The 25639-nt window shown below is 73.0% G+C and carries 20 protein-coding genes; 7 read left to right on the top strand and 13 right to left on the bottom strand.

The features are described from left to right. The first annotated feature begins 54 nt into the window (after positions 1–54). Genes tal through J1M39_RS02255 form a run of 4 tightly spaced genes read left to right on the top strand, consistent with a single transcriptional unit; the run spans position 55 to position 5308 of the window. The gene (gene tal / locus J1M39_RS02270) at positions 55–1173 is read left to right on the top strand and encodes a transaldolase (RefSeq protein ID WP_063189246.1); all 1119 of its coding nucleotides are present in this window, start codon (positions 55–57) and stop codon (positions 1171–1173) included. 43 nt (positions 1174–1216) lie between these two features. Further along, positions 1217–2818, top strand: a complete 1602-nt coding sequence (locus J1M39_RS02265) for a glucose-6-phosphate isomerase (protein WP_206496421.1) — start codon at positions 1217–1219, stop codon at positions 2816–2818. Then, positions 2808–4370 carry a glucose-6-phosphate dehydrogenase gene (gene zwf, locus J1M39_RS02260; protein ID WP_206496420.1) on the top strand — a complete coding sequence of 521 codons (1563 nt, stop codon included), beginning with the start codon at positions 2808–2810 and terminating at the stop codon, positions 4368–4370. Before J1M39_RS02265 ends, zwf begins: the two co-directional genes overlap by 11 nt. Continuing rightward, the gene (locus tag J1M39_RS02255; protein ID WP_036315284.1) at positions 4367–5308 is read left to right on the top strand and encodes a glucose-6-phosphate dehydrogenase assembly protein OpcA; all 942 of its coding nucleotides are present in this window, start codon (positions 4367–4369) and stop codon (positions 5306–5308) included. Before zwf ends, J1M39_RS02255 begins: the two co-directional genes overlap by 4 nt. Positions 5309–5401: 93 nt before the next feature. Here the strand turns inward: J1M39_RS02255 and secG are convergent, their stop codons facing one another. The 11 genes from secG to uvrA all read right to left on the bottom strand — a co-directional run bounded on the left by secG (position 5402) and on the right by uvrA (position 18403). Beyond that, complete coding sequence (gene secG / locus J1M39_RS02250) at positions 5402–5653, bottom strand: preprotein translocase subunit SecG (RefSeq protein ID WP_036315286.1); 252 nt, start codon at positions 5651–5653, stop codon at positions 5402–5404. An 81-nt stretch (positions 5654–5734) separates the two neighbouring features. Continuing rightward, positions 5735–6526 carry a triose-phosphate isomerase gene (gene tpiA, locus J1M39_RS02245; RefSeq protein WP_036315288.1) on the bottom strand — a complete coding sequence of 264 codons (792 nt, stop codon included), beginning with the start codon at positions 6524–6526 and terminating at the stop codon, positions 5735–5737. Positions 6527–6528: 2 nt separating this feature from the next. Further along, a complete protein-coding gene (locus J1M39_RS02240) occupies positions 6529–7776 on the bottom strand; it encodes a phosphoglycerate kinase (protein WP_036315290.1) in 1248 nt (415 codons plus the stop codon). Between the two features lie 107 nt (positions 7777–7883). Further along, positions 7884–8894 carry a type I glyceraldehyde-3-phosphate dehydrogenase gene (gene gap, locus J1M39_RS02235; protein WP_036315293.1) on the bottom strand — a complete coding sequence of 337 codons (1011 nt, stop codon included), beginning with the start codon at positions 8892–8894 and terminating at the stop codon, positions 7884–7886. A gap of 185 nt (positions 8895–9079) precedes the next feature. Continuing rightward, complete coding sequence (locus J1M39_RS02230; protein WP_036315296.1) at positions 9080–9706, bottom strand: superoxide dismutase; 627 nt, start codon at positions 9704–9706, stop codon at positions 9080–9082. 149 nt (positions 9707–9855) lie between these two features. Beyond that, positions 9856–10821 (bottom strand): DNA-binding protein WhiA, encoded by a 966-nt coding sequence (gene whiA, locus J1M39_RS02225; RefSeq protein WP_036315298.1) that lies wholly within the window; start codon positions 10819–10821, stop codon positions 9856–9858. 31 nt (positions 10822–10852) lie between these two features. Further along, positions 10853–11899, bottom strand: coding sequence for a gluconeogenesis factor YvcK family protein (locus J1M39_RS02220; protein ID WP_069941294.1), 1047 nt, complete (start codon positions 11897–11899; stop codon positions 10853–10855). Continuing rightward, positions 11896–12792 (bottom strand): RNase adapter RapZ, encoded by an 897-nt coding sequence (rapZ, locus tag J1M39_RS02215; RefSeq protein WP_036315303.1) that lies wholly within the window; start codon positions 12790–12792, stop codon positions 11896–11898. Before rapZ ends, J1M39_RS02220 begins: the two co-directional genes overlap by 4 nt. Next, the gene (uvrC, locus tag J1M39_RS02210; protein WP_170720384.1) at positions 12789–14714 is read right to left on the bottom strand and encodes an excinuclease ABC subunit UvrC; all 1926 of its coding nucleotides are present in this window, start codon (positions 14712–14714) and stop codon (positions 12789–12791) included. The genes rapZ and uvrC overlap by 4 nt, the downstream gene beginning before the upstream one ends. After that, a complete protein-coding gene (locus J1M39_RS02205; protein ID WP_036315306.1) occupies positions 14707–15378 on the bottom strand; it encodes a lysophospholipid acyltransferase family protein in 672 nt (223 codons plus the stop codon). Before J1M39_RS02205 ends, uvrC begins: the two co-directional genes overlap by 8 nt. A 40-nt stretch (positions 15379–15418) precedes the next feature. Next, entirely contained in the window at positions 15419–18403 is a 2985-nt protein-coding gene (gene uvrA / locus J1M39_RS02200) for an excinuclease ABC subunit UvrA (protein WP_069941292.1), read from the bottom strand. A gap of 114 nt (positions 18404–18517) precedes the next feature. Between uvrA and J1M39_RS02195 the strand changes: the two genes are divergently transcribed. Further along, positions 18518–19198, top strand: coding sequence for an MBL fold metallo-hydrolase (locus tag J1M39_RS02195; RefSeq protein WP_063189256.1), 681 nt, complete (start codon positions 18518–18520; stop codon positions 19196–19198). Positions 19199–19228: 30 nt separating this feature from the next. On the opposite strand, the gene J1M39_RS02190 is transcribed toward J1M39_RS02195, so the two are convergent. Next, complete coding sequence (locus J1M39_RS02190; RefSeq protein ID WP_036382741.1) at positions 19229–20152, bottom strand: methyltransferase domain-containing protein; 924 nt, start codon at positions 20150–20152, stop codon at positions 19229–19231. 42 nt (positions 20153–20194) lie between these two features. Between J1M39_RS02190 and J1M39_RS02185 the strand changes: the two genes are divergently transcribed. After that, positions 20195–22828 carry a DEAD/DEAH box helicase gene (locus tag J1M39_RS02185; protein ID WP_041102711.1) on the top strand — a complete coding sequence of 878 codons (2634 nt, stop codon included), beginning with the start codon at positions 20195–20197 and terminating at the stop codon, positions 22826–22828. 32 nt (positions 22829–22860) lie between these two features. Further along, on the top strand, positions 22861–24327 hold the full coding sequence (locus J1M39_RS02180; RefSeq protein WP_206496419.1) for an alpha/beta fold hydrolase: 1467 nt from the start codon (positions 22861–22863) through the stop codon (positions 24325–24327). 52 nt (positions 24328–24379) lie between these two features. Here the strand turns inward: J1M39_RS02180 and J1M39_RS02175 are convergent, their stop codons facing one another. Beyond that, a complete protein-coding gene (locus tag J1M39_RS02175; RefSeq protein ID WP_049147868.1) occupies positions 24380–25639 on the bottom strand; it encodes a TerC family protein in 1260 nt (419 codons plus the stop codon).

Below are 25639 nucleotides of genomic sequence, written 5' to 3'. Positions count from 1 at the left end.
GGCGCCCACGGCGCCCCGAGCACGTCCACCCCGAAGGGAAGGCACCCGCAGACCATGAGCACCCCGCAGAACCCGAACACCGCCGCGCTGGCCCAGGCCGGTGTGTCGATCTGGCTCGACGACCTCTCCCGCACGCGGCTGGACGAGGGCACGCTCGAAGAGCTGATCGCCACCCGCTCGGTCACCGGCGTCACCACGAACCCGTCCATCTTCGCGGTCGCCCTCGCGGACGCGGGCGCCTACCAGGGACAGCTGCGCGACCTCGCCGCGGCCGGCGCCTCGGTGGACGAGGCCGTCGTCGCCCTGACGACCGAGGACGTGCGCCGCGCCGCCGACGTGCTCGCGCCCGTCCACGAGCGCACCGGCGGGGCGGACGGCTTCGTCTCCCTTGAGGTCGATCCGCGCCTGGCCCGCGACGCCGCCGGCACCGTGGCGCAGGCCCGCGAGCTGGCGGCGGCCGTCGACCGTCCCAACCTCATGGTGAAGATCCCCGCGACCGTGGAGGGCCTGTCCGCCATCGCGGACGTGCTCGGCGCGGGCATCAGCGTGAACGTGACCCTGATCTTCTCCCTGCCCCGCTACCGCCGGGTGCTCAACGCCTGGCTCACCGGCCTGGAGAAGGCCCGGGCGAACGGGCACGACGTCCGCCGCCTCCACTCGGTGGCCTCCTTCTTCGTCTCCCGTGTGGACACGGAGGTCGACGCGCGGCTGCGCGCGATCGGCACCCCCGAGGCCGAGGCGCTGACCGGCCGGGCCGCCGTCGCCAACGCGCGCCTGGCCTACCGAGCCTTCGAGCAGGCCCTGGACTCGGAGCGCTGGCGCCTGCTCGAGGCGGCCGGCGCCCCCGTGCAGCGGCCCCTGTGGGCCTCCACCGGCGTCAAGGACCCCGCCCTGCCGGACACGCTGTACGTCACCGAACTCGTGGCACCGCACACCGTGACCACCCTGCCGGAGAAGACCCTCGAGGCGGTCGCCGACCACGGGGTGATTGCGGCGGACACCGTCACGGGCGCCTACGCCGAGGCCGATGCCCTGCTCGACGCGGTCGGCGCGGCAGGCGTGTCCTACCAGGACGTCGTGGACGTGCTGGAGACTGAGGGCCTGGAGAAGTTCGAGGCCGCGTGGGACGAGCTGCTCGGCTCGGTCCGCTCCGGGCTCGACGCCCATCGCTGACCGCACCCGCCCCCCGACCCCCACGCGCACGGAAGGACCCCCCATGAGCACCCTCGGCCTCACCGCCACCGGAGCCGCCCTCGAGGCGATCGACCGCCATCTGCCCGCCCTCCTCCAGGACCGCGTCGCCTCCCGCCTCGGGGCGCAGGACGCCGACCTGTGGGGGGCGCCGGCCCGCGACGAGGCCGCCAAGCGGCTCGGCTGGATCGACCTGTTCGAGGACTCCCGCGCCCTCGTCCCGCACATCGCCCAGCTGACCCGGGAGCTGCGCGCCGAGGGCGTGGACCGCGTGGTCCTGGCGGGCATGGGCGGCTCGTCCCTGGCCCCCGAGGTGATCGCGGCGACGGCCGGCGTCGAGCTCGAGGTCCTGGACTCCACGGACCCGCTCCAGGTCTCCCGCGCCCTCGAGCGCGACCTCGAGCGAACCGTGCTGGTGGTCTCCTCCAAGTCCGGCTCCACCGTGGAGACCGACTCGCAGCGCCGCGTCGTCGAGGCCGCGTTCCGCGACGCCGGGATCGACCCCCGCACCCGCCTGGTCGCCGTCACGGACCCGGGCTCACCGCTGCACGCCGCGTGCGAGTCCGCCGGCTGGCGCGCCGTCTTCACCGCGGACCCGACCGTGGGCGGGCGTTTCTCGGCCCTCACCGCGTTCGGCCTGGTCCCCACCGGCCTGGCCGGCGTGGACGTCGCGGCCCTGCTGGACGACGCGGAGGCCGTGCTCGACCTGCTGATCGCCGACGACGAGGACAACCCGGGCCTGCAGCTCGGCGCGGCCCTGGGCGGCACCCGCCCGCTGCGCGACAAGCTCGTCTTCGCCGACCACGGGTCCGGCATCGCCGGACTGCCGGCCTGGATCGAGCAGCTGATCGCCGAGTCCACGGGCAAGGACGGCACCGGGCTGCTGCCCGTCGTCGTCGCCCCCGGCGACCCCGAGACCGTGTGGGACGCCCCCGACCTGCTGCAGGTGCAGCTCGTCGGCGAGGACGACGTCGCGGCCCCGGGCCACGGCGTGCAGGTCGCCGGCTCGCTCGGCGCCCAGCTGCTGCTGTGGGAGGTGGCCACCGCGGTGGCCGGCCGCCTGCTCGGGATCAACCCCTTCGACCAGCCGGACGTGGAGGCCGCCAAGGCCGCCGCGCGCACCCTGCTGGACGGCCCCGCCGCCGAGCGGACGGCCGACGGTGAGGTGGAGGGCGTCGAGGTCTCCGGCCCGGCGTCCGTGACCTCTGCCCCGGACCTGGCCGGCGTGCTGCGCGCCACGGCGGCGCTGGTGCCCGAGGACGGCTACCTGGCGGTCCACGCCTACCTCTCCCGTCATGACGACGCCGAGCTCGAGGAGCTGCGCGCAGACCTGGCGGACCTGGTCGGCCGCCCGGTCACGTTCGGCTGGGGTCCGCGGTTCCTGCACTCCACCGGGCAGTTCCACAAGGGCGGCCCGGCCGTCGGCGTGTTCCTGCAGATCACCGGCGGCGCCGGCCGGGACCTCGAGGTGCCCGGCCGCCCGTTCTCCCTGGGCAGGCTCATCGCCGCGCAGGCCGCGGGCGACGCCCGGGTGCTGGGCGATCTCGGCCGCCCCGTGGTCACCCTGCACCTGCGCCGCCGCGACGCGGGCATCGAGGCCCTGAGGAGCGCCGTCCGTGGCCGGTGAGTCCCGGACCGTCCCCCGCAACCCGCTGCGCGACCCCCGTGACCGGCGCCTGACCCGCATCGCGGGCCCGTCGGCGCTCGTGCTGTTCGGCGTGACGGGCGACCTGGCGAAGAAGAAGCTCCTGCCGGCCATGTACGACCTGGCCCAGCGCGGCCTGCTGCCGCCGGCGTTCTCCCTCGTCGGCTTCGGTCGCCGCGACTGGTCCGACGAGGAGTTCGCCGACTACGTGCGCGCCGCCGTCGAAGCCTCCTCCCGGACCACGTTCGACGAGACCGTGTGGGACCAGTTCCAGGGCGGCCTGCGCTTCGTCTCCGGCGCGTTCGACGACGAGGCGGCCTACGTCCGTCTGGACGAGGTGCTCGCCGAGCTCGAGACCTCACGCGGCACGCGCGGGAACACCGCGTTCTACCTCTCCATCCCGCCGGACTGGTTCGAGGCCGTCTCCCGCCACCTGGCCGACCAGGGCCTGGCCGACCGGTCCCAGCCGGCCGACGGCCCGTGGCGCCGCGTGGTCATCGAGAAGCCCTTCGGCCACGACCTGGCCAGCGCGCAGGAGCTCAACGCCGTGATCGAGCGCGTCTTCCCCTCGGACGCCGTGTTCCGCATCGACCACTACCTCGGCAAGGAGACGGTGCAGAACATCCTCGCGTTCCGGTTCGCCAACCGGATGTTCGAGCCGCTCTGGAACGCGGAGCACGTGGACCACGTCCAGATCACGATGGCCGAGGACATCGGCATCGGCGGACGGGCGAGCTACTACGACGGCGTGGGCGCGGCCCGCGACGTCATCCAGAACCATCTCCTGCAGCTGCTCGCGTTCACGGCGATGGAGGAGCCGATCTCGTTCGACGCGGACCACCTGCGCGCGGAGAAGGAGAAGGTCCTCGAGGCCGTGACCGTCCCGGACACGCCCGAGGGACTCGCGGGGGCCTCCGCCCGCGGCCAGTACACCTCCGGCTGGCAGGGCGGCGAGCAGGTCACGGGCTTCCTCGACGAGGAGGGCTTCAACCCGGCGTCCGTCACGGAGACGTACGCCGCGCTCAAGGTGTGCATCCGCACGCGCCGTTGGCAGGGCGTCCCGTTCTACCTGCGGGCCGGCAAGCGCCTCGGCCGGCGGGTGACGGAGATCGCCGTCGTCTTCAAGAAGCCCCCGCACCTGCTGTTCCCCGTCCACGACGGGGACGAGTTCGGGCAGAACGTCATCGTCATCCGGGTGCAGCCGGACGAGGGCGTCACCATCCGCTTCGCGTCCAAGGTGCCCGGCACGCAGACCGAGATCCGCGACGTCACGATGGACTTCGGCTACGGCCACGCCTTCACCGAGGACTCCCCCGAGGCGTACGAGCGTCTCATCCTCGACGTGCTCCTCGGGGAGCCGCCGCTGTTCCCGCGCCAGGCCGAGGTGGAGCTGTCCTGGCGGATCGTGGACCCGTTCGAGGAGCACTGGGCGAGCCTGGGCACCCAGCCCGAGCCCTACGCCCCGGGCACGTGGGGACCGCCCTCGGCCGACGCCCTCATGGCCCGCGACGGACGAAGCTGGAGGCGCCCGTGAAGATCCGCATGCACGACACCACCACCTCCCAGGTGGCCAAGCGCATCACGCAGCTGCGCGAGAAGAGCGGGGTCGTGGCCCTCGGCCGCGTCCTCACGCTCGTGATCAGCACGGACGACGCCGGCATCGAGTCCGCCGTCCAGGCCGCCAACGCGGCCTCGCTCGAACACCCGTGCCGCATCGTCGTCCTGGCCCTGGGCGACCCCGCGGCCCCCACCCGCCTGGACGCCGAGATCCGGGTCGGGGGCGACGCCGGCGCCTCCGACGTCGTGGTGCTGTGGTGCGCCGGGGAGAACGCCCACGCCGACGAGTCGCTCGTCTCCGGGCTGCTCCTGCCCGATGCGCCCATCGTCGTGTGGTGGCCCGGGGTGCCACCCGGGGTCCCCTCGGCGACGGCGCTCGGTCGCCTGGCCCACCGCCGGATCACGGACACGGCCTCGGCGTCCGCGGCCGAGCCCGCCCTGTGGGCTCTGCGCGCGGGCCACCATGAGGGGGACACCGACCTGGCCTGGACGCGCCTGACGCTGTGGCGGATCCAGGTGGCCGGGATCTTCGACACGCTCGACGTGGCCACCCTGCGCTCGGTGACGGTGGACGGGGCGCCGGACTCCCCCAGCACCATGCTGCTCGCGGCGTGGCTCACCCTGACCCTGAAGGTGCCCGTGACGATCGCGCACTCGAAGGTCGGCCACGGGATCCGTGCGGTGCGCCTGCGGTGCACGGACGGGGACGTGGTGCTCTCCCGCTCGCAGTCGCAGGTGGCCCGGCTCTATCAGCAGGGCCGGCCGGTGCAGCGCATCTCCCTGCCACGCCGGACGATCCAGGACTGCCTGGCCGAGGAGCTGCGCCGCCTGGACCCGGACGAGGTCTTCGGCGCCGTGCTCCACCAGGGCCTGCCGCGCACGGACCTCTCCCCCGTGCAGGCCTCCGAACGCTGAGGGGCCCCCGGCGCCCCACCGGTCCGGGACGCGCGAACGCCCCGCACGGATCTTCCGTGCGGGGCGTTCGCGTCGGGGCCCGGCGGGGCGGCCTCAGGACTCCATGGTCAGACGCGGCAGGACGCCGAGCAGGGCGATCACGACACCCCAGGCGACCACGGAGCCGACGGTCAGGCGGGTGAGCAGACGCTGGGCGGAGCCCGAGGAGCTCATCGAGCTGGTCACGCCGCCGCCGAACATGTCCGAGACGCCGCCGCCGCGGCCCTTGTGCAGCAGGATGAGCAGCACGATGACCACGCTGAGCACGACCACGAGGATCTGCAGGGCCAGGGTCAGGACGTCCACGGGAGGGCTCCTCGGGTCGAGGTGCGGCCCCGGCGCGCGCCGGGGCCGTCACGGAGAATGCGGTCGGTCGGGCCGGACGGATCAGGCCTGGTCGAACCGGACGATCTTAGCAAACTCGTCCGCGTCGAGGCTGGCGCCGCCCACGAGGGCGCCGTCCACGTCTGGCTGCGCCAGCAGCGCCGGCGCGCTGGAGGACTTCACGGAGCCGCCGTAGAGGATCCGCAGTCCGGCGGCGACGTCGTCGCCGTGCAGTGCGGCCACGCGGGCGCGCAGGGCCGCGCACATCTGCTGCGCGTCCTCGGGGCCGGCGACCTCGCCCGTGCCGATCGCCCACACGGGCTCGTAGGCGACGACGACGCCGGCCACGTCCTGCGCCGACAGGCCCGCGATCGAGCCCTCCAGCTGGGCGAGCGTGTGCTCGACGTGCCGGCCGGCCTGGCGCACCTCCAGGCCCTCGCCCACGCAGATCACCGGGGTGAGGCCGTGGCGCAGGGCCGCGGCGGCCTTGCGCGCGACGAGCGCGTCGTCCTCCCCGTGGAGGGTGCGACGCTCGGAGTGGCCCACGATCGCGTAGCGGCACCCCAGCGCGGCCAGGAACGCGCCGGAGACGTCGCCCGTGTAGGCGCCGGCGTCCTCGGGCGAGAGGTCCTGCGCGCCGTAGGCGAGGTCCAGGCGGTCGCCGGTGACGAGCGTCTGCACGGCCCGCAGGCCCGTGAAGGGCGGGAACACCGCGACCTCCACGGCCTCCTGGTCATGGTCCGCGTCCGTGAGGAGCCACGTGAGGCGCTGCACCAGGGTGACGGCCTCGAGGTGGTCCAGGTTCATCTTCCAGTTGCCCGCGATCAGCGGCACGCGTGTGGTCTGCTCCGCCATGCTCACGCCCGCCCCTCGCCGGCCAGGGCGGTGACGCCCGGGAGCTCCTTGCCCTCGAGGTATTCGAGGGAGGCGCCGCCGCCGGTGGAGATGTGGCCGAACGCGTCGTCGGCGAAGCCGAGCGTGCGCACGGCCGCCGCGGAGTCGCCGCCGCCGACCACCGACAGGCCGCCGGCCGCGGAGGCCTCGGTGAGGGCCCGGGCCACCGCCCGGGTGCCCTCCGCGAAGGCCGGGAACTCGAACACGCCCATGGGGCCGTTCCAGAACACGGTCTGGGCGCCGCGGATCTGCTCCGCGAACGCCCGGGCCGTCTCGGGGCCGATGTCCAAGCCCATGGCGGACGCGCCGTGCGCGCCCGAGGTGAGGGCGTCCACGGCCAGGACCTCGTGCTCGGCGTCGGCCGCGAAGCCGGAGGCCATGACGATGTCCGTGGGGAGCACGATGCGGGCGGCCCCGGCCTCGGAGCGGCGCAGGTACTCGCGGACGGTGTCGAGCTGGTCCTCCTCGAGCAGGGAGGCGCCCACCTCGTGGCCCTGCGCCTTGAGGAACGTGAAGAGCATGCCGCCGCCGATCAGCAGCGTGTCGGCCTTGTCCAGCAGGTTGTCGATCACGGCCAGCTTGTCCGAGACCTTCGACCCGCCCAGCACGACGACGTAAGGCCGCTCCGGGGACTCGGTCAGACGGGTGAGCACCTCGAGCTCGGCGGCGACCAGCGGGCCCTGGTGGGCCGGCAGCTGTGCCGCGACGTCGAACACGGAGGCGTGCTTGCGGTGGACCGCGCCGAAGGCGTCGCCCACGTAGGCGCCGTCGTCGCCGGCCAGCGCCGCCATCTCGCCGGCCAGTGCGGCGCGCTCGGCATCGTCCTTGGAGGTCTCGCGGGCGTCGAAGCGCACGTTCTCCAGCAGCAGCACCTGGCCGTCCTGCAGGGCGGCGGCCTTCGCGCGCGCGTCGTCCCCGGTCACGTCCGCGGCGAGGGCGACGTCGGTGCCCAGCAGCTCGGCCATGCGCGCGGCGACGGGGCGGAGGGAGTACGCGGGGTCCGGCTCACCCTTGGGGCGGCCCAGGTGGGCCATGACGATCACGCGCGCACCGGCCTCGGCCAGGTCCCGGATCGCGGGCAGCGAGGCACGGATGCGGCCGTCGTCGGTGACGGTGTCCCCGTCCAGCGGGACGTTCAGGTCGGACCGGATGAGCACGGTGCGGCCGGCGACGCCGGCCTCGAGCAGATCGGTGAGGGTCGGTGCGGGCATGATGCCTCCTGGGGTGCCGGAGCGGGGTCGGTTCACGGTGCAGTCTAGGCGGACGGCCCGGGCCGACGGAGGAACCGTCGGCCCGGGCCGTCGGGCGCCGTGCGGGCTCAGAGCTTCGAGCCGATGAGGTCTGCGAAGTCCATGAGCTGGGAGGTGTAGCCGTACTCGTTGTCGTACCAGCCGATGATCTTCACGGTCTGGCCGATGGACTTGGTCAGCGGGGCGTCGAAGGTGCACGCCGCCGGGGAGGTGATGATGTCCGAGGACACGATCGGGTCCTCCGAGTAGACCAGGCGGCCCTGCAGCGGACCGGACTCCGCGGCCTTCTTGAACGCCGCGTTGATCTCCTCGACCTCCACGTGGCGCGTCAGCTCCACGGTCAGGTCGGTGGCCGAGCCGGTGATGGTGGGCACCCGCATGGCGAAGCCGTCGAGCTTGCCCTTCAGCTCCGGGATGACCTCGCCGATGGCCTTGGCCGCGCCCGTGGAGGTGGGCACCATGTTCTGGGCCGCGGCGCGCGCCCGACGGCGATCCTTCTTGTGCACGTTGTCGTGCAGGTTCTGGTCGCCGGTGTACGCGTGGATCGTGGTCATGATGCCGTCCACGATGCCGAACTCGTCGTTGAGGACCTTCGCCATCGGGGCCAGGCAGTTCGTGGTGCACGAGGCGTTCGAGACGATGTGCATCGACTCCGCGTCGTAGGTGTGCTCGTTCACGCCCATCACGAAGGTGCCGTCGACCTCCTTGGCGGGGGCCGAGATGAGGACCTTCTTGGCCCCCGCGTCGAGGTGGGCCTGCGCCTTGGGGCCGGTCGTGAAGATGCCGGTGCACTCGATGACCAGGTCCACGCCGAGCTCACCCCACGGCAGCTTCGTCGGGTCGGCCTCCTGGAAGAACGCGACGTCGCGGCCGTCGATGCGGAACCCCTTCTCGGTCCGCTCCAGCTCGCCCGGGTAGCGGCCCAGGATGGTGTCGTACTGGGTCAGCCAGAACAGGTCCTCGGGGTCGGCGAGGTCGTTCACCGCGACCAGCTCGAGGTTCTCGTGGCCGCGGTCCCTGAGCACGCGCACGATGTTGCGTCCGATGCGGCCGTAGCCGTTGATGGCGATCTTGGTCATGGTGGTCTCTCTCGTTAGTTCGCGTTGCGTGGTCCCCGTGGCGGTGGGTCCGGGGCGGTACGGTCGAGCGGTCGCGCCCGGTCCGGGCGCGCGGTGGGGACAGGGCCGGAGCGCCGAGCCCCTCCCCGCATCGGGGCGCTGACGTCGTGGGGCCACGACGTCAGCGCCCCGGTGCGCGGTGTGGATCAGGCCGGGAGGATCAGGCCGGAGGCGCCGGCGCGGGCGGCCTCGAAGCGGGCCTGCACGTCGGCCCAGTTCACGATGTTCCAGATCGCCTTGACGTAGTCCGCCTTGACGTTCTGGTAGTCGAGGTAGAAGGCGTGCTCCCACATGTCCAGCTGGAACAGCGGGATGGTGGCGACCGGCACGCCGTTCTGCTGGTCGTAGAACTGCTCGATCACCAGGTTGCCGCCGATGGGCTCGTAGGCCAGCACGGCCCAGCCGGAGCCCTGGATGCCGAGGGCGGCGGCGGTGAAGTGGGCCTGGAACTGGTCGAACGAGCCGAAGTACTCGTCGATGGCGGCGGCCAGCTCGCCGGTCGGCTTGTCGCCGCCCTCCGGCGAGAGGTTCTTCCAGAAGATCGAGTGGTTCGTGTGCCCGCCCAGGTTGAAGGCGAGGTCCTTCGACAGCTGGTTCACGGAGCCGAAGTCGCCGGCCTCACGCGCGGCGGCCAGCTTCTCCAGGGCGGTGTTCGCGCCCTTGACGTACGTGGCGTGGTGCTTGGAGTGGTGCAGCTCCATGATGCGGGCCGAGATGTGCGGCTCCAGCGCGGCGTAGTCGTAGTCCAGCTCCGGAAGGGTGTATTCGGTCATGCTTCCTCCTTGGTCAGGCGAGGCTGCGGGCAGGACGCCCTCGGCCTCCACCTCGGGCAACCTCGCGTCTCGGCGGCGTATTCCGTCCGTCTCCATTGTGATCGGGGGCGGAGCGCCGGGGCCAGATCCCGTCGACGGTGATCCCGCGCTCAGCCTTCGGAGGCCGCGTCCGTCCCGGGGATGCCCCGCTCGGCGGCCCGCTTGTCCGCCATGGCCAGTAGCCGGCGGATGCGCCCGGCGACGGCGTCCTTGGTCATCGGCGGGTCCGCGAGGCGGCCGAGCTCGTCGAGGGAGGCCTGCTTGTGCTCGAGGCGCAGCCGTCCCGCGTAGCGAAGGTGGTCGGGCACCTCGTCCCCGAGGATCTCGAGGGCCCGCTCCACCTTCGCCCCGGCCGTGACAGCGGCCTGGGCGGAACGGCGCAGGTTGGCGTCGTCGAAGTTCGCCAGGCGGTTGGCGGTGGCCCGGACCTCTTTGCGCTCGCGCCGCTCGCGCCAGAGGGTCGCGGTCTGCTCCGCGCCGACGGCGGCGAGCAGCGTGGCGATCGCCTCGCCGTCGCGGACCACGACGCGGTCCGACTGACGCACCTCGCGCGCCTTCGCCGCCACGCGGAGCCGACGCGCGGCCCCCACCAGCGCGAGCGCGGCCTCCGGGCCCGGCGTGGTCACCTCGAGGGCCGCCGAGCGGCCGGGCTCGGTGAGGGAGCCGTGGGCCAGCAGGGCCCCGCGCCACACGGCGGCGGTGGCCGCCGTCGTCCCGCTGACGAGGACCGGCGCGAGGCCACGCACGGGCCGTCCCCGCTGGTCGATGAGCCCGGTCTGCCGGGCGAGGTCCTCTCCCCCGCGCACGACCCGGAGCACGTACCGCTGACCACGGCGCAGGTTGCCGCCGGAGACCACCACGATCTCCGGGGCCAGGCCGTACAGCTCGGTGATGGCGGCCCGCAGGCGGCGCGCACTGGCGCCGTGGTCCAGTTCAACCTCCACGACGACGCGGCCGGCCACGAGGTGCAACCCCCCGGCGAACCGCAGCATCGCCGCGGTCTCCGCCCGCCGCTCCGGGGTCGCGGCGACCGGCACACGGGCCAGCTCCTCCTTGAGGGTCATGGTCAGCGCCATGCTCGTGCTCCTTCTCGGCGAGGTGCGCGCGTCAGTGGGTCATCGCCTCGCCGATCGAGACGGCCAGGCGCAGCGGGTCGTGGACCTGGGGATCCTGGGCACTGCTCACTCTACTGAACGCCACGCGCGCGCCCATCCGGGCCGCCTCGGCCTCCACCGCCGCCCGGTCGGTGACCGCGTCCACGTCGGCGATCACCACGTCCAGCCGGAGGTCCGGCGCATAGGAGCGCAGCACCTTGAGGTGGTCGGCGTGGGTGAGGCCGGTGGTCTCCTGGTCTCCCGTGCGCAGGTTCAGCACCATGAGGCGCCGGGCGGTGGTGGCGGCGAGGGCCGCGCGCACGTCCGGCATCAGCAGGTGCGGCAGCACCGACGTGTACAGCGAGCCGGGTCCGAGCACCACCCAGTCGGCCATCTCGATCGCCGAGAGCGCCTCCGGGGTGGCGGGGGCGTCGGACGGGCTCAGGCGGACGTCGGTGACGCGCCCCTCGAACGCGGCGACCGCGAGGGCCACCTGGCCCTCCACGCATCGGGTGCGCAGGCGGCCGTCCGGGCCGGCGCTGAGCACGTCCCCGCCGATGGTCAGCGGCACCCGCGAGACCGGCAGGACCTCACCGTGCGCCCGCAGCAGGGCGCCGGCCCAGCGCAGCCCGTCCACCGGGTCGCCCAGCAGCTCCCAGAGGGCGACGATCAGGAGGTTCCCGAGCGCGTGGTTGTCCAGGGTGGCCTGGTCGGCGGGCACCTCGGTGGAGTGGAAGCGGTGCTGCATGACGTGGGCCCAGGTCCGACCCCAGTCGGTGTCGTCGCACAGGGCGGCCAGCGCCATGCGGAGGTCGCCAGGCGGCAGCACCGCCATCTCCCGGCGGATGGTGCCGGAGGAGCCACCGTCGTCCGCCACCGTGACGATGGCCGTGAGGTGCCCGGCCACGTGCCGCAGGGCCGCGAGGGACGCGGAGAGGCCGTGGCCGCCGCCGAGGGCGGTGACGCGGGCCGTGGGGCGGGACATGCCGGCGCCCACCCCGCGCCCTTCCGAACCCATCCCGGGCGGCAGGGGCAGTTGGCCGGTGAGCGGGGACGTCATTCGCGCCCCATGTCCCGGTGCTGGACGTGCACCGTGACGTGGGGCACCTGGGCCAGGCGCCGGGCCAGCTCCTCGGCGACGGCCACGGAGCGGTGCTTGCCGCCCGTGCAGCCGATGGCGAGCGTGGCGTAGTGCTTGTTCTCCCGCCGGTAGCCCTCGAACACCGGCCCCAGCATGGCGACGTACGTGCGCAGGAAGTCCTCGACACCGGGGCGGGAGAGCACGTAGTCCGCGACCGCGGCCTCCGTGCCCGTGTGCGGACGCAGCGCCGGCACCCAGTGGGGGTTGGGGATGAAGCGCATGTCCGCCACGAAGTTCGCGTCCGCCGGGACGCCGTACTTGAACCCGAAGCTCATGATGGTCAGGCGCAGCGTGACGGGGCCGGACTCCGAGAACAGCTCGGTGATCTCCGTGGCCAGGCCGTGCACGTTCAGCTCGGTGGTGTCCACCACGACGTCGGCACGCGCCTTGAGCGGCTCGACGACGTCCCGCTCCGCGCGGATGCCGTCCAGCAGCCGGGCGTTGCCCTGCATCGGGTGGGGGCGGCGGCCGGCCTCGAAGCGTTGCAGGAGGACGTGGTCCTCCGCATCGAGGAACACGGTGCGATACTCCACTCCGCTGTTGGCCAGGTGCTGCAGGGCGGCGTACAGCTCCTCGAAGTAGGAGCGCGAGCGCACGTCCACCACGATCGCCAGGCGCGGGAACGCCTCCGGCGAGCGGGCGATGAGCTCGGCCAGCGTGCCGAACAGGGCCGGCGGCATGTTCTCCACCACGTCCCAGCCGTGGTCCTCGAGCGCGTGCGCGGCGGTGGTCCGTCCGGCGCCGGACATCCCGGCGATCACGAGCACCTCGGATGTCGGCGGCTTCTCCGGCTGGAGGGTCTCCTCGGTCATGACTCCACTGTATCCGCGGGCGTGTCGGCCGTGAGCGCCGTGTGGACGGCCTCGGCCAGCCGCGGCCCGATGCCGGCGACCTCGGTCAGCCGGTCCACGCCGGCGGCCCGGATCTCGGCGACGGAGCCGAAGTGGTTCAGCAGCGCGGTGCGCTTGGCCGGGCCCAGACCCGGGATCCCGTCCAGGGCGGAGACGGTCATCGCCTTGGACCGCCGGCTGCGGTGGCCCGCGATCGCGAACCGGTGCGACTCGTCACGGATGCGCTGGAGCAGGTACAGGCCCTCCGAGGTGCGCGGCAGGACCACCGGGAACTCGTCGCCCGGCAGCCACACCTCCTCGAGCCGCTTGGCCAGCCCGACCACGGGCAGGTCGTCCAGGCCCAGCTCCTCGAGGACCGCCGCGGCCGCGGCCACCTGTGGCGGGCCGCCGTCGACCACCACGAGCGAGGGCGGGTACGCGAAGCGGCGCCCCGCCTCCTGATCGTCCGCCTCGACCTGACCGGAGAGCGGGGCGCCCTCCGCGCGCTCCTTGGCCAGGCGGGCGAAGCGGCGCCGCAGGACGTCGCGCAGGGACGCCGTGTCGTCCCGGGCGGCCTCCCCCGTGACGTTGAAGCGGCGGTAGTCCTTCTTCTTCGGCAGCCCGTCCTCCATGACGACCATCGAGCCGACCACGTTGGTGCCCTGGGAGTGGGAGATGTCGTAGCACTCGATGCGCAGCAGGGGCTCGGTGATCTCCAGGGCCTCCTGCAGCTCCCGCAGGGCGGCGGAGCGGGTGGTGAGGTCCCCGGACCGCCGCGACTTGTGCAGCTTGAGGGCCATCTCCGCGTTCTCCCGGACGGTCTCCATGAGGTCCGCCTTCGAGCCCCGCCGGGGCACGCGCACGGCGACCCGGGACCCGCGCAGGCCCGAGAGCCACTCGGTGAGCTGTGCGGCGTCGTCGGGCTCGACCGGGACGAGGATCTCGTGCGGGATGCGCTCCGGCCCCTCGAGGTCGCCGTAGACCTGCTGGAGCAGGTGCGCGACCATCTCCGGCTCGGCGACGTCCTCCACGCGCTCCATGACCCAGCCGCGCTGGCCGCGGATGCGTCCCTGCCGGACGTGGAACACCTGCACCGCGACCTCCAGCTCGTCCGCGTGCAGGGCGAAGATGTCCGCCTCCGTGTTCTCCGGCAGCACCACGGCGTTGCGCTCGAACACGCGGCGCAGCGCGGCGATGTCGTCCCGCAGCCGGGCCGCGTCCTCGTAGCGCAGCTCCTCGACGGCACGGGCCATGGCCTTCTCCAGCTCGCGGATGAACCGGTTCGCGTCCCCGGCCATGAAGTCGCAGAAGTCCTGGGCCAGCGCGCGATGGTCCGCCGGGCTGATCCGGCCCACGCAGGGCGCCGAGCACTTGCCGATGTAGCCGAGCAGGCACGGCCGGTCCTGGGCGCGGGCCCGCTTGAACACGCCGGCCGAGCACGTGCGGACCGGGAAGACGCGCAGCATCAGGTCCACGGTCTCGCGGATCGCCTTGGCCGGGTGGAACGGGCCGAAGTACTTCACGCCGGGCTTCCGGTCGCCGCGCATCACCTGGACGCGCGGGAACTGCTCGTTCATGGTCACGGCCAGGTACGGGTACGACTTGTCGTCCCGGTACATGATGTTGAACCGGGGGCGGTACTCCTTGATCCACGTGTACTCGAGCTGGAGCGCCTCCAGCTCGGAGCCGACGACGGTCCACTCGACCGCGGCCGCCGTGAACACCATGGTCCGGGTCTTGGTGGCCAGCCGGGCGGGGTCCTGGAAATAGGAGCTCAGGCGGGCGCGCAGGTTCTTCGCCTTGCCGACGTAGACGACGCGTCCGTCCGCGTCGCGGAAGCGGTAGACGCCGGGCGACGTGGAGATCTCGCCCGGAGCCGGGCGGTAGGAGGCCGGATCAGCCACGGGCACCCGGGGCGGCGTTGTAGGCGTCCACGCGCTCCTGCCCCGAGAGCGCGCCGATGGCGTCCATGATCGCCGCCGTCGCGTCGCGGCGCTGCGGCAGGGTGTGTCGACGCCCGGGGTGGCCGAAGTCCAGGGGCGCGCCCACGCGCACGGAGAACCGGTGGGGACGGAAGCCGTTCGTGTCCGGCGGCTGGAGGTGCTGCGTGCCGACGAGGCCCACGGGCACCACGGGTGCGCCCGTGGCCAGGGCCAGCCAGGCCGCACCGGTGCGGCCGCGGTAGAGGCGGCCGTCGCGGCTGCGGGTGCCCTCCGGGTAGATGCCGACGCCCTGGCCGGACTCGAGCAGGCCCACGAGGGACTCGAGCGCGGCCACGGAGGCGGCCTGCTCGCCCCGGCGGACGGGGACGGAGCCCACGGACTCGAAGAACCGCCGCCGGACGCGGCCCCGCAGGCCCGTGCCCGTGAAGTACTCCTCCTTGGCGAAGAAGTGGACCGGGCGGGGGGCGAGGGCCTGGAGGATCACCGAGTCGACGAAGGACAGGTGGTTGGAGGCCATGACGAAGGGGCCCCGCGCAGGGACGTGCTCCATGCCGACGACCTCGGGGCGGCAGGTGAGCCGCAGGAGCGCGGCGGCGCTCCTGCGCACGGGCTCCGACGTCGCCATGGCTCTCCTTCGTCCGCGTCCTGCGTGGGCGGGGTCCATGCTACGCGAGCAGTTCCGCGAGGAACCGGCCCGTGTGGCTCTCCGCGACGTGTGCGACCTCCTCCGGCGTGCCCGCGGCCACGATCGTGCCGCCCCCGGAGCCGCCCTCGGGGCCGAGGTCGATCACGTGGTCGGCACTCTTGATGACGTCGAGGTTGTGCTCGATGGTGAGCACCGTGTTGCCCTTGTCCACGAGGGACTGGAGCACGTGCAGGAGCTTGCGGATGTCGTCGAAGTGCAGCCCCGTGGTCGGCTCGTCCAGCACGTAGATGGTGCGGCCGTTGGAGCGCTTCTGGAGCTCGGCCGCCAGCTTCACGCGCTGGGCCTCGCCGCCCGAGAGCGTGGTGGCGGGCTGGCCCAGACGGACGTAGCCCAGACCGACGTCGACGAGCGTGTCCAGGTACCGCGAGATGCGGGTGTACGCGCTGAAGAAGTCCGCGGCCTCCTCGATCGGCATGTCGAGGACCTCGGCGATGTTCTTGCCCTTGTAGGTGACCTCGAGCGTCTCCCGGTTGTACCGGGCCCCGTGGCACACCTCGCACGGCACGTAGACGTCCGGCAGGAAGTTCATCTCGATCTTCAGCGTGCCGTCGCCCGCGCACGCCTCGCAGCGCCCGCCCTTGATGTTGAAGGAGAACCGGCCCTGCTGGTAGCCCCGGACCTTCGCCTCGGGGGTCTCCGCGAAGAGCTTGCGGATCGCGTCGAACACGCCCGTGTAGGTGGCGGGGTTGGAGCGCGGCGTGCGCCCGATGGGGCTCTGGTCCACGTGGACCACCTTGTCCAGGTGCTCAAGCCCCTCCACGGACCGGTGCCGGCCGGGCACGAGCTTGGCGCCGTTGAGCCGGTTGGCCAGGACCTTGTAGAGGATCTCGTTGATCAGCGTGGACTTGCCCGAGCCGGACACGCCCGTCACGGCCGTGAGGACCCCGAGCGGGACCTCCACCGAGACGTCCTTCAGGTTGTTCTCCTGGGCGCCGCGGACCGTCAGCACGCGCCCCTTCTCCGGGACGCGACGCCGCTCCGGCACCGCGATGGAGCGGCGCCCGGAGAGGTAGTCGCCGGTGACGGACCGCGTGTTCGCCTTGAGATCCGCCAGGGAGCCCGAGTGCACGACCTCGCCGCCGTGCTCGCCCGCGCGAGGACCGATGTCCACGATCCAGTCCGCCTCGGCGATCGTGTCCTCGTCGTGCTCGACGACGATGAGGGTGTTGCCGAGGTCCCGCAGGCGCAGGAGGGTCTCGATGAGGCGGCGGTTGTCCCGCTGGTGCAGGCCGATGGACGGCTCGTCGAGCACGTAGAGGACGCCGACCAGCCCGGAACCGATCTGCGTGGCCAGGCGGATGCGCTGGGCCTCGCCTCCAGAGAGGGTGCCGGCCGGCCGCTCCAGGTTGAGGTACTCGAGGCCGACGTCCAGCAGGAACGCCAGCCGGGCCAGGATCTCCTTGAGCACCTGGTCCGCGATCTGCCGCTCGCGGTCCGTCAGCCGCAGCCCCGAGAAGAACTCCATGGCCTCCCGCATGGGCAGGCGGGTGGCGTCCGCGATGGACAGGCCGCCCACGAGCACGTTCAGGACCGTGGGGTTGAGGCGAGCCCCGTGGCACGCCGGGCACGGGATCTCCCGCATGAACGACTCGTAGCGCTCGCGGGCGCCGTCCGACTCGGTCTCCCCGTGCTTGCGCATCACGTAGGGGATGACGCCCTCGAAGCCCGTGGTGTAGCGGCGCTCGCGGCCGAACCGGTTGCGGAACGTCACCTCCACCTTGAAGTCCTTGCCGTGCAGGACGGCGTCGCGCTCCGCCTCCGTCAGGTCCTTCCACGGGGTGTCCAGGGAGAAGCCCATCTCCTTGCCCAGCCCGCCGAGCACGCGCAGCCAGTAGTCCGAGGTGGACTTGCCGAGCGACCACGGCACGACGGCGCCCTCGCGCAGGGACAGCTCGTCGTTGGCGACGACGAGGTCCGGGTCCACCTGCAGGCGGGAGCCGATGCCGGTGCACTCGGGGCACGCGCCGAACGGGTTGTTGAAGGAGAACGAGCGCGGCTCGATCTCGTCCACGGTCTGCTCGTGCCCGTTGGGGCAGGAGAGCTTCTCGGAGAACGAGCGGTACCGGGGGTTGCCCTCGGCGTCCCGCCCGCCGAACTCCGCGGTGTTCTTCCTGCCCTTCTCGGCGACCGGCTCCACGTCCACGAACTCGGCCACGACGAGGCCGTCCGCCAGCTTCAGGGCGGTCTCCACCGAGTCGGTGAGGCGCTGGCGGATGCCCTCCTTCATGGCGAGGCGGTCCACGACCACGGCGATGGTGTGCTTGACCTGCTTCTTCAGCACGGGCGGGTCCGAGAGCTGGACGGTCTCCCCGTCCACGACGGCGCGGGCGAAGCCCTGCGTGGACAGGTCCTTGAACAGGTCCACGAACTCGCCCTTGCGGCCGCGGACCACGGGCGCGAGCACCTGGAAGCGGGTGCGCTCGGGCAGCTCCTCGAGCTGGTCCACGATCTGCTGCGGGGTCTGCCGGCTCACCGGCTCGCCGCACTGCGGGCAGTGCGGCACCCCGACGCGCGCCCAGAGCAGGCGCATGTAGTCGTAGATCTCGGTGATGGTCCCCACCGTGGAGCGCGGGTTGCGGTTGGTGGACTTCTGGTCGATGGACACGGCCGGGGACAGGCCCTCGATGAAGTCGACGTCCGGCTTGTCCACCCGGCCCAGGAACATGCGGGCGTAGGAGGAGAGAGACTCGACGTAGCGTCGCTGGCCCTCGGCGAAGATCGTGTCGAAGGCCAGGGAGGACTTGCCCGAGCCGGACAGACCCGTGAACACGACCATGGCGTCCCGCGGGAAGCTGACGTCGACGTCCTTCAGGTTGTGCTCGCGGGCGCCCTGGACGACGATGCGGTCCCGCTCGCCCGAGCGCGCGCCGCCGGAGCCGGAGGCGAGGCCGCCGGGGTGGGCCTCGACGGCGGAGGAGACGGTGGTGGAGGAGTTCTTGGGCACGCGGCCAGCATAGGGGCGGGCACGGACACGACACCGGGGTCTCGCCTGTGGGCGAACCCACCGCGGGCCGGGCCCGCCCTGGCGCCTCACCGCCCCGTCCGTACACTGTTGCGCATGCCCGAGACCGCCCGGAACCGCCTCCTGCACGATCTGCCCGCCGTCACGGTGCGCACCTGCTCCGTGTCGGAGATGGACAACAACGTGTACCTGCTCACCTCCAAGACCACGGGGGCGCAGGTGCTGATCGACGCCGCCGCCGAGGCCGAGGCCATCCGCGACCTCATCGCCTCGGCCGCGGACGACACCCCGTGCGAGCCGCGCCTCGAGATGATCGTCACCACGCATCGACACTGGGACCACGTGCGCGCGTTGCCGGCGCTGGCCTCCCTGACCGGGGCCCGCACGGCGGCCGGCGAGGACGACGCCGACGCGATCGCCGAGGCCACGGGGGTCGCCCCCGACGTGCGCCTGCGCCACGGGGACACCGTGGGGGCGGACGGGCTCCGGCTCGAGGTGGTGGCCCTGCGCGGCCACACGCCCGGGTCCATCGCGCTGGTGTGCCGCCCCGAGGCGGACGAGCCGGCCGTGCTCTTCACCGGCGACTCCCTCTTCCCGGGCGGGGTGGGCAACACCGAGGGCGACGACGGCCGGTTCCGTCAGCTGTTCACGGACGTGAGCGATCGGATCTTCGACGCGTTCGACGACGACGTGGTGGTCCACCCCGGCCACGGCGCCTCCACGACCCTGGGCGCCGAGCGCCCCCACCTGCCGGAGTGGGCCGAGCGCAGCTGGTGACGGTGCGCCCGGGCGGTCCCGGGCCCAGCGTCAGGCCGGCTTCTGCCCCGCCATGAACAGGCGCCGGGCCGGGAAGATCGTGACCGGGCCGCCGTCGTCGGCCGTGACACCGGGCACCGGCGGGTACGCCTCGCGCATGGCGGCGCGGTACCGGTCCACGAACGCCTCGAGCAGCCCGGCGCCCTCGGCGGCGCCCTCCTCGGCGTCCCAGCGGGCCAGGGCCTGCAGGCTCGGTCGCAGGGCCGCGCCGGAGGTCCACCGGAACACCGGGTCCTCGCCCGTCAGCACCTGCTGGTACTCCGTCTCCCAGACGACCGGGGACCACCCCGCCTCGAGGAATAGCCGCGTGTACTCCTCGGGCGGCGCCACGGTGCGGGTCGTCGCCACCCCGTGCAGCGGCTCGGAGAAGGCCGGGTCCTCCGCCAGCGCCACGATCGCCGCGTGGGAGGGCTGCTCGTAGGGCCGCGGGATCTGCGCCGCGAACCACGCCCCCGGCGTGAGGTCCCCGAGCCAGCGCCGGATCAGGCGACGGTGCGTCGGGATCCACTGGAGCATCGCGTTGGACACCACGACGTCCGTCGCCCCCGACGGGCGCCACTGCGAGGCGTCGACCGCCTCGAAGCGCAGGTTGGCGGGGGCGCCCGTGCGGGCCGCCTGCTCCCGGGCCCGCTCCAGCATGGCGGGCGAGTCGTCCAGACCGATCACCTCGGCGTCCGGCCAGCGCTCGGCCAGCGTCCGGGTCAGGGTCCCCGGGCCGCAGCCCAGGTCCACCACGACGCGCGGGGCCTCGGCGCGCACGCGCCCCACCAGGTCGTGGAAGGGGCGGGCGCGGTGTTCGGCGAAGCCCTCGTACTGCGCGGGATCCCAGGTGAACCCCCCGCCCTGTCGGCCGGTCACGTCCCCCACGACGGCGTCGGTGTCCGGGTGCGGGCTCTCGGGCGCGATCTGACTCATGGCGGCACCGTATCGCGCGGAGCGGCCGATACCCTGGGGGCGATGACTTCTGCCGCCACGAACCCGCCCTCGCTGACCGACCGCATCGACGCGCTCCCGCCGGCCCCGGACGCCGACGACGTCTTCGGGGCCTTCGCGGCCTGGACCGAGGACCGCGGGATCTCGCTCTACCCCGCCCAGGAGGAGGCCGCCCTCGAGCTGGTCCAGGGCCGGCACGTGATCCTGGCGACGCCCACCGGCTCCGGCAAGTCCCTGGTGGCGCTGGCCGCGCACGCCGACGCGCTCGCCCACGACGCCGTCTCCTACTACACGGCGCCGATCAAGGCGCTCGTCTCGGAGAAGTTCTTCGCGCTGGTGGACGTGTTCGGCGCGGAGAACGTGGGCATGGTCACGGGTGACTCCACCGTCAACGGTGACGCGCCGATCATCTGCTGCACGGCCGAGATCCTCGCCAACCGCGCGCTGCGCGAGGGCTCGGGCATGGAGATCGGCACCGTGGTGATGGACGAGTTCCACTACTACGCGGACCCCTCCCGCGGCTGGGCCTGGCAGGTGCCCCTCCTCGAGCTGCCGCAGGCCCGGTTCCTGCTGATGTCGGCCACCCTCGGCGACACGACCCGCCTCGAGGCGGACCTGACCGAGCGCACCGGGCGCGAGGTCGCCGTCGTCGCCCACGCGGAGCGCCCCATCCCGCTGACGTTCGAGTGGTCCGAGGTGCCGCTGCAGGAGAAGGTCGAGGAGTTCGTGAGCACCCACCAGGCACCGGTGTACATCGTGCACTTCTCGCAGCTGGACGCCGTGGAGACGGCCCAGGGTCTGTCCTCGATCTCGGTGACGTCCAGGGAGGAGAAGGAGGCGATCGCCGCGCGGATCGCCGGCTTCCGCTTCTCCGCGGGCTTCGGGCACACCCTGAACCGCCTCGTCCGGGCGGGCATCGGCGTGCACCACGCGGGCATGCTGCCCAAGTACCGCCGCCTCGTGGAGAAGCTGGCCCAGGACGGGCTGCTCAAGGTCATCTGCGGCACGGACACGCTGGGCGTCGGGATCAACGTGCCGATCCGCACCGTGCTGCTCACCGCGCTCTCCAAGTTCGACGGCGAGAAGACCCGCCTGCTCCAGGCCCGCGAGTTCCACCAGATCGCCGGCCGGGCGGGCCGGGCCGGCTTCGACACCTCCGGCACCGTGGTGGTCCAGGCACCCGAGCACGTGATCGAGAACAAGGCGGCCGAGCGCAAGGCCGCGGCGAAGTTCGCGAACGTCAAGGACGAGGCCGAGCGGGCCAAGCGCATGAAGCAGTCCGTGAAGTCCGGCAAGCGCAAGACCCCGCCGGCCGGCTTCGTCTCGTGGGGGCCGGCGACGTTCGAGCGCCTCGTCTCCGCCGAGCCGGAGCCGCTGGTCTCCCGCATGCGGATCACGCACTCCATGCTGCTGAACATCCTCGACCGGCCCGGCGACCCGGTCATCGCGGTCCGGCGCCTGCTGCGCGGCACCCACGAGACCCCGGCCCGCCAGGCGGTGCTCATGCGCCGCGCGCTCGGGATCTTCCGGGAGCTGCTGGCCACGGGCGTCGTCGAGCGTCTGCCCGAACCGGACGCCGAGGGCCGCACCGTGGACCTCACGGTGGACCTGCAGCCGGACTTCGCGCTCAACCAGCCGCTCTCCCCCTTCGCCCTCGCCGCGCTCGACCTGCTGGACCCGGCCGATCCCGACCACGCGCTCGACGTGGTCTCCGTGATCGAGGCGACCCTCGACCCGCCGCGCCAGGTGCTCTCCGCCCAGGTCAAGCACGCCAAGGGCGAGGCCGTGGCCGCCATGAAGGCCGAGGGCATGGACTACAACGACCGCATGCGGGCCCTCGACGAGATCACCCACCCGCGGCCGCTGGCCGAGCTCCTCGAGCAGCAGTTCGAGCTCTACCGGCAGGACGCCCCGTGGCTCGCGGAGTTCGAGCTGACCCCCAAGTCCGTGGTGCGCGACATGTTCGAGCGGGCCATGGGCTTCGGCGACTACGTGCGGTTCTACGGGATCGCCCGGTCCGAGGGCGTGCTGCTGCGCTACCTCACGGACGCGGTCAAGGCACTGCGCCACACCGTCCCCGAGGCGGCCCGCACCGAGGAGCTCCAGGTGCTGCTGGACTGGCTCGACGAGATGGTGAAGCAGACCGACTCGTCCCTCCTGGAGGAGTGGGAGGACCTGGTGGCCGGGGACATCGACGAGCTGCGCCGGGACATGGAGGCGCTCGAGCCGCCGGCCCCGCCTCGCCTGACGGACAACGAGCCCGTGTTCCGGGTGATGGTCCGCAACGCGATGTTCCAGCGGGTGCGCCTGTTCGGCGACGAGCGGGACGAGGCGCTCGCGCGCCTGTCCGGCGAGCTGTCCGCCGACGACTGGGCCGACGCCCTCGACGCCTACTTCGACGACCACGAGGACATCGACGACGGCCCCGCCGCGCGCGGCCCCGAGCTGTTCCGCGTGGCCGCGGCCCCCGACGTCGCCGCCCCGCTGGAGCTGGCCGGCCCGCGCTGGTGGGCGGTGCGGCAGGTCCTGAAGGACCCGGACGGGGACCTGGACCACGGGATCAACGCCGTGGTCGACCTGGACGCCTCCGACGAGGCGGGCCATCCCGTGATCCGGGTGGTCTCCGTGGGCGCGCCCGAGTCCGGGTGGGGCCTGTGAGCGCCGGGGACGCTCGGGCGGCAGGACGGCCCGTGGCGGGCGACCCGCGCGGCTTCGCTCCCCTCGAGCCGGCCCGCCACCGCGTGGGCGAGCGCACCGAGCTCTACGACGGCACCGTCACGGTGGACCACTGGTTCTCGGTGCCGATCGACCACGCGCTGGGCCTCGCCGAGGCCGAGGCGCAGGACGCGGCGGGCACCGGCGTCGGGCCGCACGGGCGCGGCACGCTGACCGTCTTCGCCCGCGAGATCCGGGCGAAGGACGACCCCGAGGGCGAGCGCCCCTGGGCCCTGTACCTCCAGGGTGGCCCCGGCAGTGCCGGGCCCCGCCCGGCGCGCCTGAGCGGCTGGCTCGGCGCGCTGGCCGAGAGCCACCGCGTGCTGCTGCTGGACCAGCGCGGCACGGGGCGTTCGACCCCGGCCACTGTGGCGACCCTGACCGCCCCGGGCGCCTTCGCCACGGACGAGGCGCGCGCCGAGCACCTGGTGCACCTGCGGGCGCCCTCGATCGTGCGGGACGCCGAGATGCTGCGCCTCGCCCTCGGCGCCGGGCCGTGGACCACACTGGGCCAGAGCTTCGGCGGGTTCTGCACGCTGAGCTATCTCTCCTTCCACCCGGAGGGCCTGCAGCGCAGCCTGGTGACCGGCGGCCTCGCCCCGCTCACCGGCCACGCCGACCGGGTCTACCGGGCCACCTACGCCCGGATGCGCGCCCGCACCGAGGAGTTCTTCGACCGGCACCCGGCCGACCGCGACGCGTGGTCGGAGGCCGTGGGGCTGATCCGCGCCGCCGAGGCCGCGGGCGCCCCGATCCCCCTGCCCGGCGGCGGGCCGCTCACCGTGGGACGGGCCCAGGGTCTGGGCATGCTGCTGGGCGGCAACACCCGCGTGGACCGCCTGCACTGGGTCCTCGCCGAGGCCGTGGACCGCACCGGACCCGCGCCGCGCCTGTCCGAGACGTTCCTGGCCGCCGTCGCCGACCAGGACGACCGCCTCGTCAACCCGCTCTACACCGTGCTGCACGAGGCGATCTACGCGCAGCCGGCGGACCTGGCCGGCGGCCGGGCGGACACCGGCTGGTCGGCGTCCCGGATGCTCGCCGAGCACCCGGACTTCGACCCGGAGGCGACCACGGTCCCGCTGCCCACGGGCGAACACGTCATGCCCTGGTCCGTCGAGGTCGACCCCCGGCTGCGGCCCCTGGCCGGCACGGCGCGGCTGCTCGCCGAGCGCACGCAGTGGGGCCCGCTCTACGACGTGGCTGCCCTGGCGCAGAACACCGTCCCCGTGGCCGCCGCGGTCTACGCCGACGACGTGTACGTGGACCGGGACCTCTCGCTCGAGACGGCGCGGCGCGTCCGCGGCCTGCAGGTGTGGGAGACCGGCGCCTTCCACCACGACGGCATCGCCGACGACGGACCGGCGATCCTCGAGCGGCTCCTGGCGATGACCGCGCCGGACGGCGCCGGGACGACGACGGCCCCCGACCCGGTCGACTGACCGGCCCGGGGGCCCGGGCGCCGGCGGAGGGCTCCCCGGCGCCGTGATCGGCTCAGACGGTGGGCCCGTCCTGCCGCACGATCTGCTCGGAGACCCCGCGCGCGTCGTCGTCACGGGGATCGGCGAGCCGGGTCTCGTGGGCCGTGCGGATGATGGCCGACCACGCGTCCTTGTGCTCGAGCAGCTGGTCGCGCCAGCGCTGGTCCACGGCCTCGGCCCGGGCCGTCCAGCGATCCATCAGGGCGGCGGCGCGCTCGCGCTCGGCCGGGTCGGCGTCCTCGGGCAGCTTCGAGTACCGGTACGAGTACTTCTCGGCGTTCTGCAGCGCCCGCAGGGCCTGGCCCTTCGGCGAGGCCAGGGAGATCGCCACGGTGATCGCCAGGATCACGACGACGACCACGAGGGACAGCGTCGTGGGGATCTCGACGACGGGCACGTTCTCGCCGCCGTTGATGAACGGCAGGTTGTTCTCGTGCAGGGCGTGCAGGATCAGCTTCACGCCGATGAACGCCAGCAGCGCGGAGAGCCCGTAGGCCAGGTAGACGAGGCGGTCGAGCAGGCCGTCGATCAGGAAGTACAGCTGGCGCAGGCCCATGAGCGAGAACGCCGTGGCGGTGAAGACGATGTACGCCTCCTGGGTCACGCCGAAGATCGCGGGGATGGAGTCGAAGGCGAAGAGGATGTCCGTGGCGCCGATCGCGATCATCACGAGGAGCATCGGCGTCATGAGGCGCTTGCCGTCCACCGTCGTGAAGAGGCGGTCGCCGTCGAACTGCTCGGAGGCGGGCAGGAACCGCTTGACGAGGCGGACCATCACGTTGTCCGCCTCGTCCTGGGCGCCCTCGGCGTCGCCGGACATCTCGCCCTTGAGCTGGCCGCCGGCGATGATCAGCAGGAACAGGCCGAAGAGGTAGAACACGTCCGACCACGCGGCGATGACGGCGGCGCCCAGCAGGATGAACAGGGTGCGCGAGATCAGCGCGAACGTGATGCCGAACAGCAGCACCTTCTGCTGGTACTCGCGCGGCACCCGAAAGCTGGCCATGATGACCAGGAAGACGAACAGGTTGTCGACGCTGAGCGCCTTCTCCAGCAGGTAGCCGGTGTAGTACTCGACCGCGTGCTGGGTGTCGCCGAAGGCGAAGAACACGAGGCCGAAGACGAGCGCGAGGCCGACGTAGACGCCGGACCAGATCGCGGCCTCCCGGATCGACGGCGTGTGCGCCTTGCGGACATGGGCGAAGTAGTCGAACGCGAGGAGCCCGACGATCAGCGCGATCGTCAGGCCCCAGGTCAGGCCGTTGATTTCCAC

Origin of the sequence: Micrococcus sp. KRD077, from assembly GCF_017168505.1 — a bacterium.
Classification (GTDB): Bacteria; Actinomycetota; Actinomycetes; order Actinomycetales; family Micrococcaceae; genus Micrococcus; species Micrococcus luteus.
The sequence above is the reverse complement of the archived record's forward strand: the minus strand, read 5'-3'. Positions and strand labels throughout refer to the sequence as shown.